The 14,803-nt window shown below is 44.5% G+C and carries 12 protein-coding genes; 8 read left to right on the top strand and 4 right to left on the bottom strand.

The window, feature by feature from the left end:
- Window positions 1-143: 143 nt before the first annotated feature.
- The 5 genes from BG260_RS01140 (at window position 144) to BG260_RS01160 (ending at window position 6,727) form a co-directional block, all read left to right on the top strand.
- Window positions 144-1,568, top strand: a complete 1,425-nt coding sequence (locus BG260_RS01140) for a GWxTD domain-containing protein (RefSeq protein ID WP_083750017.1) — start codon at window positions 144-146, stop codon at window positions 1,566-1,568.
- A 123-nt stretch (window positions 1,569-1,691) separates the two neighbouring features.
- Window positions 1,692-2,075, top strand: coding sequence for a response regulator (locus tag BG260_RS01145; protein ID WP_069130110.1), 384 nt, complete (start codon window positions 1,692-1,694; stop codon window positions 2,073-2,075).
- A gap of 45 nt (window positions 2,076-2,120) precedes the next feature.
- Window positions 2,121-4,145: a M1 family metallopeptidase gene (locus tag BG260_RS01150; RefSeq protein WP_069130111.1), complete on the top strand. Its 2,025-nt coding sequence runs from the start codon at window positions 2,121-2,123 to the stop codon at window positions 4,143-4,145.
- A gap of 163 nt (window positions 4,146-4,308) precedes the next feature.
- Window positions 4,309-6,030, top strand: a complete 1,722-nt coding sequence (locus BG260_RS01155; RefSeq protein WP_083750018.1) for a sensor histidine kinase — start codon at window positions 4,309-4,311, stop codon at window positions 6,028-6,030.
- Window positions 6,023-6,727 (top strand): response regulator transcription factor, encoded by a 705-nt coding sequence (locus BG260_RS01160; RefSeq protein WP_069130112.1) that lies wholly within the window; start codon window positions 6,023-6,025, stop codon window positions 6,725-6,727. The genes BG260_RS01155 and BG260_RS01160 overlap by 8 nt, the downstream gene beginning before the upstream one ends.
- Here BG260_RS01160 and BG260_RS01165 read toward each other — a convergent pair.
- Both BG260_RS01165 and BG260_RS01170 read right to left on the bottom strand, forming a co-directional pair.
- Window positions 6,713-7,276: an NADPH-dependent FMN reductase gene (locus tag BG260_RS01165; protein WP_069130113.1), complete on the bottom strand. Its 564-nt coding sequence runs from the start codon at window positions 7,274-7,276 to the stop codon at window positions 6,713-6,715. The genes BG260_RS01160 and BG260_RS01165 overlap by 15 nt on opposite strands.
- Before the next feature lie 397 nt (window positions 7,277-7,673).
- Window positions 7,674-9,020: a replication-associated recombination protein A gene (locus BG260_RS01170; protein WP_069130114.1), complete on the bottom strand. Its 1,347-nt coding sequence runs from the start codon at window positions 9,018-9,020 to the stop codon at window positions 7,674-7,676.
- A 156-nt stretch (window positions 9,021-9,176) separates the two neighbouring features.
- Between BG260_RS01170 and BG260_RS01175 the strand changes: the two genes are divergently transcribed.
- Window positions 9,177-9,614, top strand: a complete 438-nt coding sequence (locus tag BG260_RS01175; RefSeq protein ID WP_069130115.1) for a CBS domain-containing protein — start codon at window positions 9,177-9,179, stop codon at window positions 9,612-9,614.
- 1 nt (window position 9,615) lies between these two features.
- On the opposite strand, the gene BG260_RS01180 is transcribed toward BG260_RS01175, so the two are convergent.
- The gene (locus BG260_RS01180; protein ID WP_069130116.1) at window positions 9,616-11,166 is read right to left on the bottom strand and encodes an acyl-CoA carboxylase subunit beta; all 1,551 of its coding nucleotides are present in this window, start codon (window positions 11,164-11,166) and stop codon (window positions 9,616-9,618) included.
- Window positions 11,167-11,187: 21 nt separating this feature from the next.
- A complete protein-coding gene (locus BG260_RS01185; RefSeq protein ID WP_069130117.1) occupies window positions 11,188-12,912 on the bottom strand; it encodes a hypothetical protein in 1,725 nt (574 codons plus the stop codon).
- A 143-nt stretch (window positions 12,913-13,055) separates the two neighbouring features.
- Here BG260_RS01185 and BG260_RS01190 point away from each other — a divergent pair, with 143 nt between their 5' ends.
- The gene (locus tag BG260_RS01190; protein WP_069130118.1) at window positions 13,056-13,670 is read left to right on the top strand and encodes an ABC transporter ATP-binding protein; all 615 of its coding nucleotides are present in this window, start codon (window positions 13,056-13,058) and stop codon (window positions 13,668-13,670) included.
- Window positions 13,671-13,681: 11 nt separating this feature from the next.
- Window positions 13,682-14,782: an aminopeptidase gene (locus BG260_RS01195; RefSeq protein WP_069130119.1), complete on the top strand. Its 1,101-nt coding sequence runs from the start codon at window positions 13,682-13,684 to the stop codon at window positions 14,780-14,782.
- Window positions 14,783-14,803 lie beyond the last annotated feature (21 nt).

Genomic DNA, 14,803 nt, shown 5'->3' on the forward strand with positions numbered 1-14,803 from the left:
ATATGTGGTTGTTTTAGAATGATTTTTTATATAGATAGTGTTTCAAGACTAAATGTAAGCAATTATCAGCCCATTTTGTTGTTATTAGTGTGAAAGATAAGAACGATTGACCTGCTCTCTCCGTTGAGTAGAAAAATATTACTATGCATACGCTTACTAAACAGAATTTAATTTCATTATTCCTTCTGGCAGTCCTGTTACTCAGCGGGTGTGTTCGCTCCTCCAATCCGGATGTAGAGCGCGGTTCCCTTTTTCAGTTCCAGGAGGGTTATCCTGAAATCAGGACCTCTTCCATCGGGTATTTAAGTGAACAGGATGAACCGCTGATCAATGTAACAACCGACATAGTACTGGGGAGTCTGATTTACTCCTCGCGCGGTGACAACCGAACGGCACAGGTTGTTCTTGAAATCAGAATCCAACAGGTAAACGGTGACTTTACCAAAACCGTTCGTCGGGACTTCCAGATTGAAGCAGAGTTTGAAGGGAGTTTCATCAGCCAGGAGGTATTTACCAACGAGGAGACAATCGAAGTTGTACCCGGCACATTTGAAGTTGAAATTACGGTTCTCGACAATACCTCCGGCAGGGCATCGAGCAGAAGCAGCACAGCTACAATTCCCAACCCCGATGACCCACAGATTAACCTGACAACTATCCGGATGTCGGGCATGAACCTGGCTTTGAACCAAAATCAATTTACGCCAATCACTACCTATACGGTTCCATCTAAAATTGATAGCATTAAACTGGAATTTCAGGTTACCAATAACGACCTGGACGACCCTCTCGTCATCAACGCCCGGCTGCTCAAATACCCGTCCGATACAACCGCAGCACGCCCGATGAACTTTAATAACTACAGTCCCTCTTCACTTCCATACATTGGTGTAGATATGAGACGCTATGAGGAGATTGATTCAAATGTGCGGCGGCTGGATCAGCCCGGCAGTGTACTCATCGAGTTTAAATATCCTCTGTTAAAACGCGGCACATATCGGTTTGAAGTAGAAACCACCGATGCGAATGGCGAAACTCTCTATCGTGCACGCGATTTTTCGGTTGTGGGAGAAAACTATCCATCGGTTATGACGGCCAGGGAGCTCGCTGAACCACTTATCTACCTGATGGATCGGCGAGAGCATCGCCGAATGATGGAGATACAAGATCCGGACTCACTCAAGGAGGCTGTGGATCGGTTCTGGCTTTCAAACGTGCGTAACATGAATCAGGCCCGATCGGTCATCAATCTCTATTACGAACGGGTTGAACAGGCCAACAAGCAGTTTACCACATTCAAAGAAGGGTGGAAAACCGATATGGGAATGATCTACATCCTGTTTGGTCCGCCATGGTATGTAGATCGCTATTTGAACCGTATGCAGTGGTCTTATTCGTACGATCGGAATGACCCTGAATATAATTTCTTTTTTGAAAGGCCGAATTTAAACAACGAGTTTTTTCCATACGACAACTACCTGCTGCAGCGAAATCAGGGTTATTTCAACATTCAGTACAGACAAATTCAGCTATGGCTTACCGGTGGCATTCTTACCAATCGACTCTGATTTTAAGTTTGCCTTAATTGATCTTGAAAACTGCATTTCCTGAAAATTCTTTCCCTTTTTTCCGTGTAAAAGAATTTTATATTAGCTTACATTCATAACTATTTACAACTAATAGATTAGCGCATGTCTGACAAGAAAAAGGTGCTTATTGTAGAGGACGATCTCATCCTTAGTCTACTGTATGAAAATTACATGGATAAACTTGGTTTTGAGACCGAAGGGGAACTTGTTTACGGTAAAACCGCTATCGAGGCAGCAAAAGAGGCAGATCCGGATTTGATTCTGATGGACATCTCACTTGAGGGTGAAATGGACGGGATTGAAGCCATGCTCGAAATACGTAAGTTCTCAGATGTACCGGTCATATATATCACCGGGAACTCCGATAAGGCGCATCAAGAGCGCGCCAAACATACAGACTATGCCGATTACCTCATCAAACCCATTGAGTTTAACGAACTGAAGGCAAGTCTCGTCAAAGCCGGTATTCTGGATAACGAAGAGTAGTTGAGCTCTTTCCACAATTTTTCTATTACACTTCAATTTATTACTATGATCAAGAATTCACTCCTCGGTGCCCTTTCAATGGCATTCGCACTGCTCACCTTGTCCTGCACTGCAACTGAACAGGTTCAGTCGCCCGACACATCTCAATCTGTAGAGAACCAGGGAAAGCAGGTTACAGAACTAGAACGACCGCTACCCTACCCTGTTGATATTCCAGATGCATATTTACAGGCAGTTGAAAATGGAACCCGAACCTTAGACGGGTTACCCGGCGAAAATTATTGGCAAAATTATGCCAGCTACAATTTATCTGCAGAAATTGATCCCGAAACACACACGCTGTACGGTGAATCTTCGGTTCAATATTTTAACCATTCGCCTGATGAGTTACAGGTTATTGTTGTTGAACTGGCGCAGAACCTACACAAAGCTGGAACCCCCAAAAAAGAAACCACGGAAATTACCGGCGGTAAAAACCTGAACAGAGTGGCTGTGAATGGCACTGATTTGGATACCATTACAATGTTTCAGCGGTGGGCACAAAATGCCTCCGGTTATATGATAGAGGGAACTCGCCTTTACATATTTCCGGACGAACCGCTTGCATCGGGCGAAAGTATCGACCTCGCATTTGAATGGTCGTTCGAAGTTCCTCAGGCTGGAGCATCCGGCAGAATGGGCCGCAATCGGGACAACCTCTATTTCATCGCATATTGGTACCCTCAGGTAGCCGTATATGATGATGTTTACGGCTGGATGGATGACCCGTTTGTTGGAAATGCAGAATTTTATCACGGTTTTGCTGATTACGAGTTAACGGTTACCATGCCAAGAGAGTGGATCGTAATGGGAACAGGTGAGTTCCTCAACCCTGAAGAGACACTCTCCGAAGAAACTCTGCAGCGTTATGAGCAAGCCGGCAGCAGTGATGAAATTGTAACCGTTGCAGATTTTCATGAACTATCAACTGCAACCCGGCAGGGCAACGATAAATTATCCTGGAAGTTTTCTGCAGATAAGATTCGTGATGTAGCATTTAGCGCTACACTTGAATCCCGCTGGGACGCCACCCGAACACCCGTAGGAGATCTTGACGGAGACGGACAAACGGACTACTCACGGATCAACACTTTTTTCCGAGAGCTTGCCCCGCTCTGGGAAGAGCAGGCAGAATACGCTCAGCACTCCATCAAATTTCTATCTGAGTACACCTCACTTCCATATCCCTGGGCTCACATGACTTCGGTTGAAGGGGCCGGCATCATCGGTGGCGGTATGGAATTCCCTATGATGACTGTTATCGGAGACTATAATAATGCAGGAGCTGTTCGTCTCTATGGTGTAACTGCACACGAACTGGCACACATGTGGTTCCCCATGATCCTGAGTACGAATGAACGACGATATACCTGGATTGATGAAGGATACACCACATTCCACACCAACGAAGCCAACAAAGATTATTATGGCGACCGTTTTGACAATAATGACATCTTCGGTGGTTATTTACAGATAGCCGGCTCCGATCTGGAAGGTGAAATGATGAGATGGTCTGATTTTCACTACCCGGGACCTGCTTACGGTGTGGCTTCCTATCCAAAACCGGCATCGGTACTCGCAGCCTTGAGAGGAGTATTAGGTGAAGACCTATTTCTTGAGGCGCACCACGAATTAATCGAACGGTGGAAATATAAGCACCCATATCCCTGGGATATTTTTAACACGATAGAAGATGTAAGTGGCCGTGATCTATCGTGGTTCTGGAGAGCATGGTATTATGAAACTTGGACACTGGACCAGGCAGTGACCGACGTTACTGCGGGTGGCAACACCTATACCATTGCAATTGAGGATTTAGGTAACGTACCCATGCCGGTCTATTTTAAAGTAACACTTCAAAACGGTGAGGAGTTAATGGAAACCATTGACGTTGACCACTGGCTGGAAGGAAACAGAACAAAACACATTCAAATAGAAACCGGTTCGCCCATCATTCGGGTTGAAATCGATCCGGAAAATCACTTCCCCGATGTTAATACCGGAAATAATGTCTGGAAAGCGTCTGAGTAGATTGAATATTCCGTATCAATCAACGTTATCAGAAAGAATTACTTTAGAGGAAGGTTGCGCTGTAGTATTTTTTCATTGTAAGGTTTGTAAAAAAGTATTATAAACTGTGTAGAATCGTATTGATGTTTCTATTTTGAATAATTGTTTAATTCAGTAAATCATCATGCCATTTTTTAATAAAATGCGAAAGCGCAATACCGTTCGTTGGCTATTCCTCAGCCTGGGAATTACAGCCGTTCTGGCTTTAACCGCAATGAATATCTACTCGCTCTACGCTCTTCGCGAATCGACCATTGAGTCGGCAAAGGACAATAAAAAGAGCCAGCTGGATGAGTTTACCTTTCAAATCCGGCACCAGTTTGGCGGCCCTTTTCGTGAACTCAGAAAACTTGACATTGAAAAGCTTGAAAATAGCTGGGAAGTTAGCGGAAATTTTCCAAACCATTTTATTGAAGTATTGGTAAAAGCTTCTGACGACCCTCTCTACGATGACATCTACTACAATCCCAGCGATTCAGACGCATGTTACGACAGCGGTCAACCGGTTTACAAGTTCAATAAAGATTTGAAAATGTTCACTTTGGTTGAGGAAGTTCCGGAATTGGTTTGTGACGGTTTTGGGATCTCCAATTCCCGTATTAAGGCATTGATTGATGAATATCGCTTCAATAATAAAGTCACTTTTGATGCACACCGGAGCATGAACCTGGCACTGATCAATCTAGACTCCAGAAGTGTCATCGGACATCTGAATTTCACAATCAACCGAGATTACTTGGTAGATGAACTGATCTCTAAACAGTTGAAAGAGCAGTTCGGACCAACAGAGGAGACCGGAATCGTAGTTTGGCTGCGAGACTGGATTCAGGACGAGATTTTATCCGGGAGTGATGATGCGCACATTTATAATCGGGATGTGTATGAAATAGACATGCGGCAGAGATTCCCCGAAATGCTCGAAAACTGGGTTCTGCACGCATCGTTCCTTCAATCCCCAACAGTGGCAGCAACCAATGCATCACTAACCCGAAACCTGATTGTACTTGGCTTTGCAGTAATTGTACTTTTTGGTGCACTGGTCTTTATGTTCATCAATGCACAGCGCGAACGTGAACTGGCTCAGCGTCAGGCCGGGTTCTTAGCAAACATTACTCACGAACTAAAAACACCGCTTGCAGTTATGCAGGCAGCCGGTGAAAATATTTCGGATGGACGGGTTACAGATGGAGAACGGCTAAAAAATTACGGAGACCATATCTACAACGAATCGGTCCGGCTCCGAAAAATGATCGAAAAACTGCTGGATGTAGCAAAAGTTGACTCCGGACAAACAGTTGTTGAACAGGCACCGCATCAACTCTCAGCTTTAGTTCAGGAATATCTTCAATCCAATCGCGAATATATACGCTCCAAAGGGTTTGAATTAAATGTTCAAAGCGATGAGAACTTACCGCTTGTGATGGTAGACCCCGATCACCTGGAAACGATTTTGAATAATCTGGTTGAGAATGCAATCAAGTACAGTTCAGACAATAAGCAGATCGACATCCGTCTGAGCTCAGCCAATGATCAAGTTTTCATTTCTGTGGCCGATAAAGGAGATGGAATTGCAAAAAAATCACAAAAGCTGATCTTTGAAAAATTCTACAGAGTCGAAAATAGTTTAACCGCAAAAACCAAAGGTCACGGGCTGGGGTTAGCAATTGTCAAAAACCTAATTGAACTGAACGGAGGCACTATTTCCTTGAAAAGTGCTGAAGGTAAAGGCTCCACGTTTACCGTATCATTCCCCGCAATGATCAAGGGGGAATCTCCGATTGAAAATCAAATTTCCACAGATCCTGTTCGCGAAACAGCCAAAATAGATTCAAACCAATATGTCTGAAGAAACTAAAAAAATTGTCATCGTCGAAGACGAACCCAGCCTGGTATTTACTCTTCAGGATACTCTCGAAACAGAAGGGTATGAAGTGACGGTTATTCAGGAAGGTGACAAAGCCATCGAAGCTGTAAAAAATGTAGAACCGGACCTGATGCTTTTGGATATCATGCTGCCCGGCATGAGCGGTTACGACATATGCAAGGAGGTGAGGGAGCTGAAATATACATTCCCCATCATCATGCTTACAGCTCGCGACCAAGAGATTGACAAAGTTGCCGGACTAAATATTGGAGCAGATGACTATATGACGAAGCCGTTTGGCGTGAAAGAGCTTCTGGCCCGCATCAAAGCCCGGTTGCGACGAGCAAATGCCTACTCTAAAGAGGGCCCGACTGAAATGCTAAAGCTCGGAGATGTAAAAATCGACCTGAAGGAGTCGAAGGTAGTCAAGCCAAATGGCGTGGAACACGACCTCTCCACACGAGAAGTTGAATTGATTCAATACCTCGTTTCGAAGGCAAACAAACCAATCTCCAGAGACGACCTGCTCGAAAATGTCTGGCGGTACGAATACAGTACCAACACACGCACCGTAGATGTCCACATCTCAAAGCTGCGCGCTAAAATTGAAATGCAGCCCGACGATCCGAGATTCCTGGTCACCCTGCACGGTGTAGGCTACATGCTACGCGTCAACTGATACATCAAGCGATTTGATCTTCTCAACAAAGTCAGGAAAGCCGTCGAGCTGACTCAATAACAATTTTTGAAGAATCTCTTTATTGATCCCACTTTCAGGATCAAACGAATCATTTACTCTCTGTATAAACATCCTCTCCGGGTAGATGTACGCCTTTCTGTATTTGAGAAGTTGCTCAAACTGCTCCACCGGACGCAGAGCTCCAAATGCACCGGCTGCTTCACCAATTAAACTTACGGGCTTCAACTCAAGAGCTTTTGGAAACGGCAGGTAGTCAAAAAAGAACTTTAAAACTCCCGGGAATCCTCCGTTATACTCCGGAATGACAAACAGAAAACCGTCTGCATCCAAAAATTTGCTGTTAAAATCTTTTACTGAGTCGGGGGTATTCCCGTACTTCCCCCCAACAACATCCTCAAATGGATAGTCCATTAAGGAGAAAATCTCTGTCTCAGCTTTCTTGGTTAGATACCGCTCTGCGTACTTCGACACCTTAAGTGCATTTGAACCGGGTCGATCTGTAGATGAAAGTATATGAATTCGACTCATTCTATTTTTTTGGTGATGATGATTTCAATTTGTTATTGATTTCCCTAACAATATATCACACAATTCAATTTCATAGATTCGCGCACAATTTTGCCCGATTTCTTTTGAATTGGCATCTATAAAACTGAATTAACACCGTTTTGAAAGCCCTTCCGATAAATTTAATTAACTTAAAAAAAGCGCTTTTCTGAACCATATATTTAAAATATCATCGCATAATGATTTTTTAACTTTATAAAGTTTGTATAACATGCGATTTCACTTTATCATTTATTTGAAGACTTGAAAAGAAAGTTCAGAAATTATTCAAGAGCTCATGTTATGGTAGACATCGAGCAATAGCTCCAATACTCAGCAAAGCCGGAATGGATAATTCCGGCTTTGCTATTTTACAGACCTAATCATTTCTGCTTTTTATTTTCTGAAGACGCCCCCACATTTTTGGCTCCCTGCCAGAACTTCCCGCACGATAAAACGACCTCCCTTTCAGTTTATCCGGCAAATACTGTTGATCAACCCAGTTATTGGGAAAATCATGGGGATAGAGATAATCATCCGACGAGTTCTCCACATCCATGTACCGGGCAGCAAGTTTATTTGCAGTTTTATCCCTCAAGTGGGGAGGAACATCCTGAACACCCTTTTTTTCAATCAAACTGTTCGTTTCAAAGATCGCTTTGGTGCTATTACTTTTTGCTGAAAGTGCCAGAAATATCGCAGCGTGGGAGAGAAAGTAGAAACCTTCCGGCATTCCGGTTTTTTGAAACGACTCGTGCGCGGCATTCACCACGGTCAATGCATAGGGGTCGGCCATTCCCACATCTTCTGAAGCAAAGATCAGCAGCCGCCGAAAAATAAAATTCGGATCCTCCCCGCTTTGAAGCATTGCACTCATCCAATATAGTGCCGCATCCACATCTGAACCCCTCATAGACTTGATAAAAGCCGATACGTAGTGGTAGTGCTCATCTCCGGTCCGATCGTACCGCACATTCCTTTTTTGAATAGACTCTTTTGCAATGTCAAGATCAATGTTCACCACGCCGTCCTTATCCTTCACCGTGGAAAGTACAGCAACTTCCAGAGCGTTCAGCGCATTCCGAACATCTCCGCCGGCGTACTCTGCAAAATAGTCTTTTGCATCATCGCTGACAGATATGGACATATATCCCAACCCCCTCTTTTCGTCCGACAACGCACGATCTATCATTTCCGATACATCATCTTTTGTGAGCGGAAAGAGTTCAAAAAGCTGACAACGGGAAAGCAGTGGATTGACCAGCGAATAGAACGGGTTTTCTGTCGTGGCCCCGACCAGTGTAATAATTCCGGATTCCAGGTGAGGAAGCAGTGCATCCTGTTGCGCTTTATTCCAGCGGTGGATCTCATCTACAAACAGAATGGTTTTTTTACCGTTAGCCTTTTTTTGATGCTCGGCTTTACTCACCACATTCCGAAGCTCCTTGATGCCGTCCAGCACCGCGTTGATGACTTCAAATCTGGCATCGATCTCTTTTGAAATGACGTTGGCAAGAGTTGTTTTACCCGAACTGGGCGGACCATAAAATATCAGGGAACCGATCACACCACTCTCAATCATTCGGCGCAGCATCTTTCCTTCACCTACGAGGTGCTCCTGCCCAATAAACTCTCCGAGGGAAGCTGGGCGCATTCTTGTGGCCAGCGGTCTGTTTTCATACTCATCCTGAACCGACGATTCAGAATCTTCTTCAAATAAATCCATTATTAACCTTCTTTTTTGGCACTAACAGTTGATAATAACGAATTTCAAATCAACATTCGCCCGGTTGCTTCTCACAAATCTTGTCCAAAATATTGCAAAAGGCAGAAAATCTGCTTATTGATAGATAGAGATTAATCTAAATTGGGAGGTAACTTTATGACAGTGAGGGATATTTTAAACCAAAAAGGAACAACCGTCTATTCGGTTCACCCAAATGAGACGGTATATGACGCGATCAAAAAGATGTCTGATCTCAACATTGGTGCTCTTCTCGTGTTGGAGGATGATAAAATCAAAGGAATTATTTCTGAACGCGACTACAGGAACAAGATCATCCTGCAGGGCAGAACATCTACCTCTACCCCGGTGAAGGAGATTATGGTAAGATCTGTGTTTTGCGTGAACAGCAGCGACAGCATTAACCTCTGCATGCAACTGATGACGGAGAAAAAGATCCGCCACCTTCCTGTTCTCGATAATGGTGATCTGGCCGGGATCATCTCCATCGGGGATGTTGTAAAAGCTGTCATCCAGGACCAAAAAGTGGAGATCGACTCACTTCGCAGCTACATTGCCGGAAGTTACCCGGGCTAAATTACAGCGGCAGGTTGTCGTGCTTTTTGCGCGGCACCCGGTCGGCCTTATTATGGCAAACTTCGAATGCCCTTATCAATTTTTGCCGGGTTTCAGAGGGAAGCACTACATCATCTATAAATCCGCGAGCTGCCGCCTTGTACGGGTGAGCAAACTCTTCGCTATACTGATCTTCCAGCTCTTTCTGCTTCTCCTCCGGGTTATCAGCTTTCGCAATCTCTTTTCTGAAAATAATCTCTACAGCGCCTTTGGTTCCCATCACTGCAATCTCAGCCGTTGGCCAGGCAATGTTGTAGTCTGCACGGATATGTTTTGAGTTCATCACATCGTACGCTCCGCCGTACGCCTTTCGGGTAATAACCGTCATTTTTGGAACGGTTGCCTCACAAAATGCATAGAGTAATTTTGCCCCATGCTTAATAATACCTCCCCACTCCTGATCCGTACCGGGCAGAAAACCGGGCACATCTTCAAATACTACGAGCGGAATGTTGAACGCATCACAGAAACGAACGAATCGGGCACCCTTCAGTGAAGCATCAATATCGAGAACACCTGCCAAAGAGAGTGGCTGATTCGCAACAATACCGACTGTGCGACCATCCAGCCGTGCAAAACCTACTACAAGGTTATCGGCATACTTTTCATGAACTTCGTAGAACGAATCTTTATCCATTACACCATCAATCACATCTTTAATGTCGTATGGTTTATTTGGATTCAGCGGTACCAATTCGTCAAGGGCGTCCTCTTTTGCGGCATCCGGCTCAACAGAAGGCTGCATGGGTACTTTCTCCTCACAGTTCTGTGGGATATAGCTGATCAGTTTTCGAATATTCTTCAGGCAGACAGCATCATTCTCTTCCGTAAAATGAGCCACCCCCGATTTGGCCCCATGAGCAGAAGCTCCGCCAAGCTCTTCGGAGGTCACCTCTTCGTGAGTTACCGTTTTCACTACATTTGGTCCGGTTACAAACATGTAGGAGGTATTCTTCACCATCGACACGAAATCGGTCAATGCCGGGCTATAAACAGCACCGCCGGCACACGGCCCCATAATCGCAGAAATCTGCGGAATCACACCGGAAGCCATTGAATTTCTCCAGAACACCTCGGCATATCCGCCCAGGGAACTCACACCTTCCTGAATTCTAGCACCGCCTGAATCATTCAGTCCAATTACCGGAACACCATTTTTCATGGCAAGGTCCATAATCTTGCAGATCTTTTCTGCGTGAGTTTCTGACAGTGAACCGCCAAAAACGGTAAAATCCTGACTAAAAACATAGACCGGCCGGCCATTCACCTTTCCGTATCCGGTTACTACGCCATCACCTAGAATTTGCTGTTTATCCAGGCCAAATGCTGAACTCCGATGAGTAACAAATGCATCTATCTCCTCAAAGCTGTTTTTATCAAGAAGCAGGTCAACTCGCTCTCGCGCCGTCAGTTTACCTTTATCGTGCTGTTTTTGTATGCGGATTTTACCGCCACCTTTTTGAGATTCTTCCCGAAGTTTTTTGAGCCGTTCTACCTTTTCGTTTTCTGACATTCTTTATTATCTGCGATTCAGTTACGATTTATTTTCCTTGAAAAAGGTATGAAGTCTGTCGGTAAAATCAACAGCCACTTCATCGAAAATGTCGATATGATTTCGGTTAAAGATCTCATCCTTGATAAATTTTGATGCACTCTTCCAGTCATCCAAAATTGCAATGTTCTCGACGGCTTCTTCATATGCACGTTCAGAGCCGCTAAAAATTCCACTCACAAAGCGCTCTCTTTCATCCGATATTTGATTCATTAATTTCTGAAACAGCTCTTCGTCACTCATATCAGTGTCATCGTACATACCAAAAAATCGTTCAGACAATTTATCAGCAACCTCCTCTTTTGGCGCCGAAATCTCTTTTTCCGATTCATTATCGTCCTCCTTCACACTGCTCAGATCTTCCCGTTCCAGGAAAGCCCGCCAGATGGGTACATCCTCTTCATCATCCGTCTCGTTATAAAGTTCAATCGACTCCACACCGATCTCCTCGTCATCTTCCGGTCGATCGGTTTCGGCAAGGTCATCGGCTTCAGGGCTTGAAGTTGATTTAGATGCAGGTTTTTTCTTTTTCTCATTTTCTTTTGGTTCCTCATCAGCGTCGGCTTCTTCATCATCTCCGCCAATGGCCCTCCATTTACTCAGAAGGTCCTCATCCAGATTTTTCCCGCTTTTCCCGCTTAGTTCGTCATCCTCCGAAGAAGACTTCTCTAACCTCAGCTCTTTGTAGATCGTACCTGATTCATCCTCAGCCTCGTCTTCCTCCCGGTCAAATCTAAACCTTGAATGAAGTGCCTCCTCTTCACTATCTTCATCCATCTCTTCCGGTTCACTTGTTGCATGTTCCTCATCATCCGGTAATTCTCCCCGCCGTAACTGAAATGCTGACAAAATGGAATCATCCGGCACTTCCTCCTCCTCTATCTCAGGATCGTTTGCAACAGATTTTTTTTCCGAAAGAACTTCCGACTCCTCAATCTCTTCACTCTTAGATTCCGCACCCTCATCCTCCATGTCTTCATCCATCAATATCTGATCGGGCGATGACATCACTTCGATAAACTCTGTTCTGTTTAGTGATTTATTGAGCTTGTCAAACACATTCGCCAGTTTTTTTCTCTCTTTATCCTCAAAATAGAGACGGAAAAGGTCTGTATCTACAGATGGCCCCGCTAAGACAAAAAGCGGCTCCAGCTCTTTTGCCCAATCAAGTGTATTGTATGAGGCCACAAGTTTGTCATCAACCTTGGAAATAATCGATTTGCACTCGTCCAGTTTCAGATCTTGTTTCCCTTTCTTCTCCATATAGCGTACCAATGCAGCGGCCAGGGATCGTCCTACCGTCACATAGCGCAGACGGCGTTTCAACTGGCCAACCGTCAAAACCGCCTCATTTCCATAAAGGATATCCGGTATTGCTTTTCGGGGCTGAGTAGCCAGTTCAAGAGCGTCCGCAACCGCTGTTTCAAAAAGTGGCGCGGCAAAAGAGGCCGGCATGCGCACTTCCGCTTTAATGGCTTCCAAAAAGTTTTTCCATGCAAAGCGTACAGAATCCCCTTCCATATTGGCCCACTCGGTTTCAGGAGGGTGAACCGATTCACTTAAATTTTGATGCATCTCCAGAATAATTCTCTCAATAATAAAAGAAGGGATATCCAACACCTGCAGGTCGTCAGGGGTGTAATACTCTCTGAAACGGGGCAGCTGAGCAGTCATTTTCTCTGTGATGTGGCGTACAGTTCGCTCCATATCTAAACTATTGAATTTATGAACTTACCTTAGATTCGTATTATAAAAACTTTTATTGAATAACTTCATGGATATTTCCACTGCTTTTTTAAAAAAGCTCTCTTTTTTCTTCTTTTTGCATCTCTTTAAATTTACCTTCACTTATGATTGAAGTTCAAGCTACGGGTATTTCAAAAAATTACGGGAAAAAACGCGTTCTGAAAGAGATTCAGTTTCAATTTCAGTCGGACGTCATCGGTATAGCCGGTTCAAACGGGTCCGGAAAATCCACACTCTTAAAAATTTTGTCCGGCCTGCTAAAACCAACCTCCGGCACCATTTTGTGGAAACTGAACAACGCTGAGAAAACACCACAGCAAATTCATCCGTTTTTGGGATTTACCGCACCCTATGTTCAGCTCTATGAAGAATTTACCGTTGAAGAAAATGTACGTTTTTTGATCCAGCTTCAAAAAAACTCCGCTATAGAAGATATTAACAAACTCCTGTCCGAATTTCAGTTAGATGGAATCAGCCACTCACTCTACGGTAATCTCTCCACCGGGCAGCAGCAACGAGCCAAACTGGCTTGTGCCATGATTAAAGATCCGGAAATACTAATGCTGGACGAGCCCGGTTCGAACCTGGATGAACATGGGAAATCCCTGATCCGTAACCTGACAGATTCGATGAGAGAGAAAAACCGCATGGTTATCATCGCCTCAAACCAGGGAGATGAGCTCGACCTTTGTAATGAAATCATAAATCTGAACCCTTAACTCCGCCATTCATGTACAGTGTTGAAGACCAAAAACTTGCCGAACAACTCCTGAGCCACAGCGTTGAATTGAAACCGGGTGAAAACATACTGCTGCAGCTGATCGGTCTAAATGGAGTTGGATTGATCCGGGCTCTCACCCGGCGTGTTCGTGAAATCGGAGCTCATCCTTTTGTGCAGATTGAAGATGCAGAAACCAATCGAATCCTTCTTGAAAATGGCGATGAAAAATTCTGGATCAATCAAGCTGAAACGGATCAGCTTCCGTTGATGAAGCAGATGGATGCATTTATCGGAATACGTGCGGCTGAAAATATCTACGAAAATTCTGAAGTTCCAAAAGAGGCCAACCGGGCCTACTCCCAAAAATTCCTCAACCCGGTTCATTTTGAGGAGCGGGTTAACAATACCCGATGGGCTGTACTTCGATATCCGTCTGCAGCTTTTGCCATGAACGCCAAAATGCCGACCGAAAAATTTCGTGAGTTCTATTATGCTGCCTGCCTGTTCGATTACAACAAACTGGAAGAGGCGATGAAACCGCTGGAGGAGCTGCTTCGAAAAACTGACCTGGTTCAACTCAAGGGAGAAGGAACCGATATCAGCTTTTCTGTTAAGAAACAAAACTGGATTCCATGCTTTGGTAAACGAAATATTCCTGATGGTGAGTTGTTCACCTCACCCATACTTGATTCCGTTAACGGTCATATCACCTATGCCCCATCCGTCTATCAGGGCAAACCGTTTGAGTTTGTCAAGCTTGAGGTTGAACATGGTGTTGTGACCAATTTTGACTCGTCAAATAATTCAGCGCTCGAAGAGATTCTCGACACCGATGAGGGCGCACGCCGATTCGGTGAATTCAGTTTTGGGCTAAACCCGATCATCAGCGAGCCGATGTATGATATACTGTTTGATGAGAAGATCTACGGTTCCAACCACCTCACCCTTGGGAATGACTACGAAATTGCGCCAAATGGAAATGAGAGTAACATCCACTGGGACTTGGTCTGTATTGGGGCTGATGTTTACCTGGACGGTGAGTTGGTCCGAAAAGGCAGAAAATTTGTAAAGGATGAACTGAAGGGATTGAATCCGGACTCGCTGGTTTAAAAAGGTCGGATCTTTAAAGTA

This window comes from Rhodohalobacter halophilus (assembly GCF_001715195.1).
GTDB classification, from domain to species: domain Bacteria; phylum Bacteroidota; class Rhodothermia; order Balneolales; family Balneolaceae; genus Rhodohalobacter; species Rhodohalobacter halophilus.

Bases quoted from the DNA above. Each gene is read 5' to 3' on its own strand.
- BG260_RS01140 (WP_083750017.1), top strand. From the start codon at position 144: ATGCATACGCTTACTAAACAGAATTTAATTTCATTATTCCTTCTGGCA.
- BG260_RS01145 (WP_069130110.1), top strand. From the start codon at position 1,692: ATGTCTGACAAGAAAAAGGTGCTTATTGTAGAGGACGATCTCATCCTT.
- BG260_RS01150 (WP_069130111.1), top strand. From the start codon at position 2,121: ATGATCAAGAATTCACTCCTCGGTGCCCTTTCAATGGCATTCGCACTG.
- BG260_RS01155 (WP_083750018.1), top strand. From the start codon at position 4,309: ATGCCATTTTTTAATAAAATGCGAAAGCGCAATACCGTTCGTTGGCTA.
- BG260_RS01160 (WP_069130112.1), top strand. From the start codon at position 6,023: ATGTCTGAAGAAACTAAAAAAATTGTCATCGTCGAAGACGAACCCAGC.
- BG260_RS01165 (WP_069130113.1), bottom strand. From the start codon at position 7,276: ATGAGTCGAATTCATATACTTTCATCTACAGATCGACCCGGTTCAAAT.
- BG260_RS01170 (WP_069130114.1), bottom strand. From the start codon at position 9,020: ATGGATTTATTTGAAGAAGATTCTGAATCGTCGGTTCAGGATGAGTAT.
- BG260_RS01175 (WP_069130115.1), top strand. From the start codon at position 9,177: ATGACAGTGAGGGATATTTTAAACCAAAAAGGAACAACCGTCTATTCG.
- BG260_RS01180 (WP_069130116.1), bottom strand. From the start codon at position 11,166: ATGTCAGAAAACGAAAAGGTAGAACGGCTCAAAAAACTTCGGGAAGAA.
- BG260_RS01185 (WP_069130117.1), bottom strand. From the start codon at position 12,912: ATGGAGCGAACTGTACGCCACATCACAGAGAAAATGACTGCTCAGCTG.
- BG260_RS01190 (WP_069130118.1), top strand. From the start codon at position 13,056: ATGATTGAAGTTCAAGCTACGGGTATTTCAAAAAATTACGGGAAAAAA.
- BG260_RS01195 (WP_069130119.1), top strand. From the start codon at position 13,682: ATGTACAGTGTTGAAGACCAAAAACTTGCCGAACAACTCCTGAGCCAC.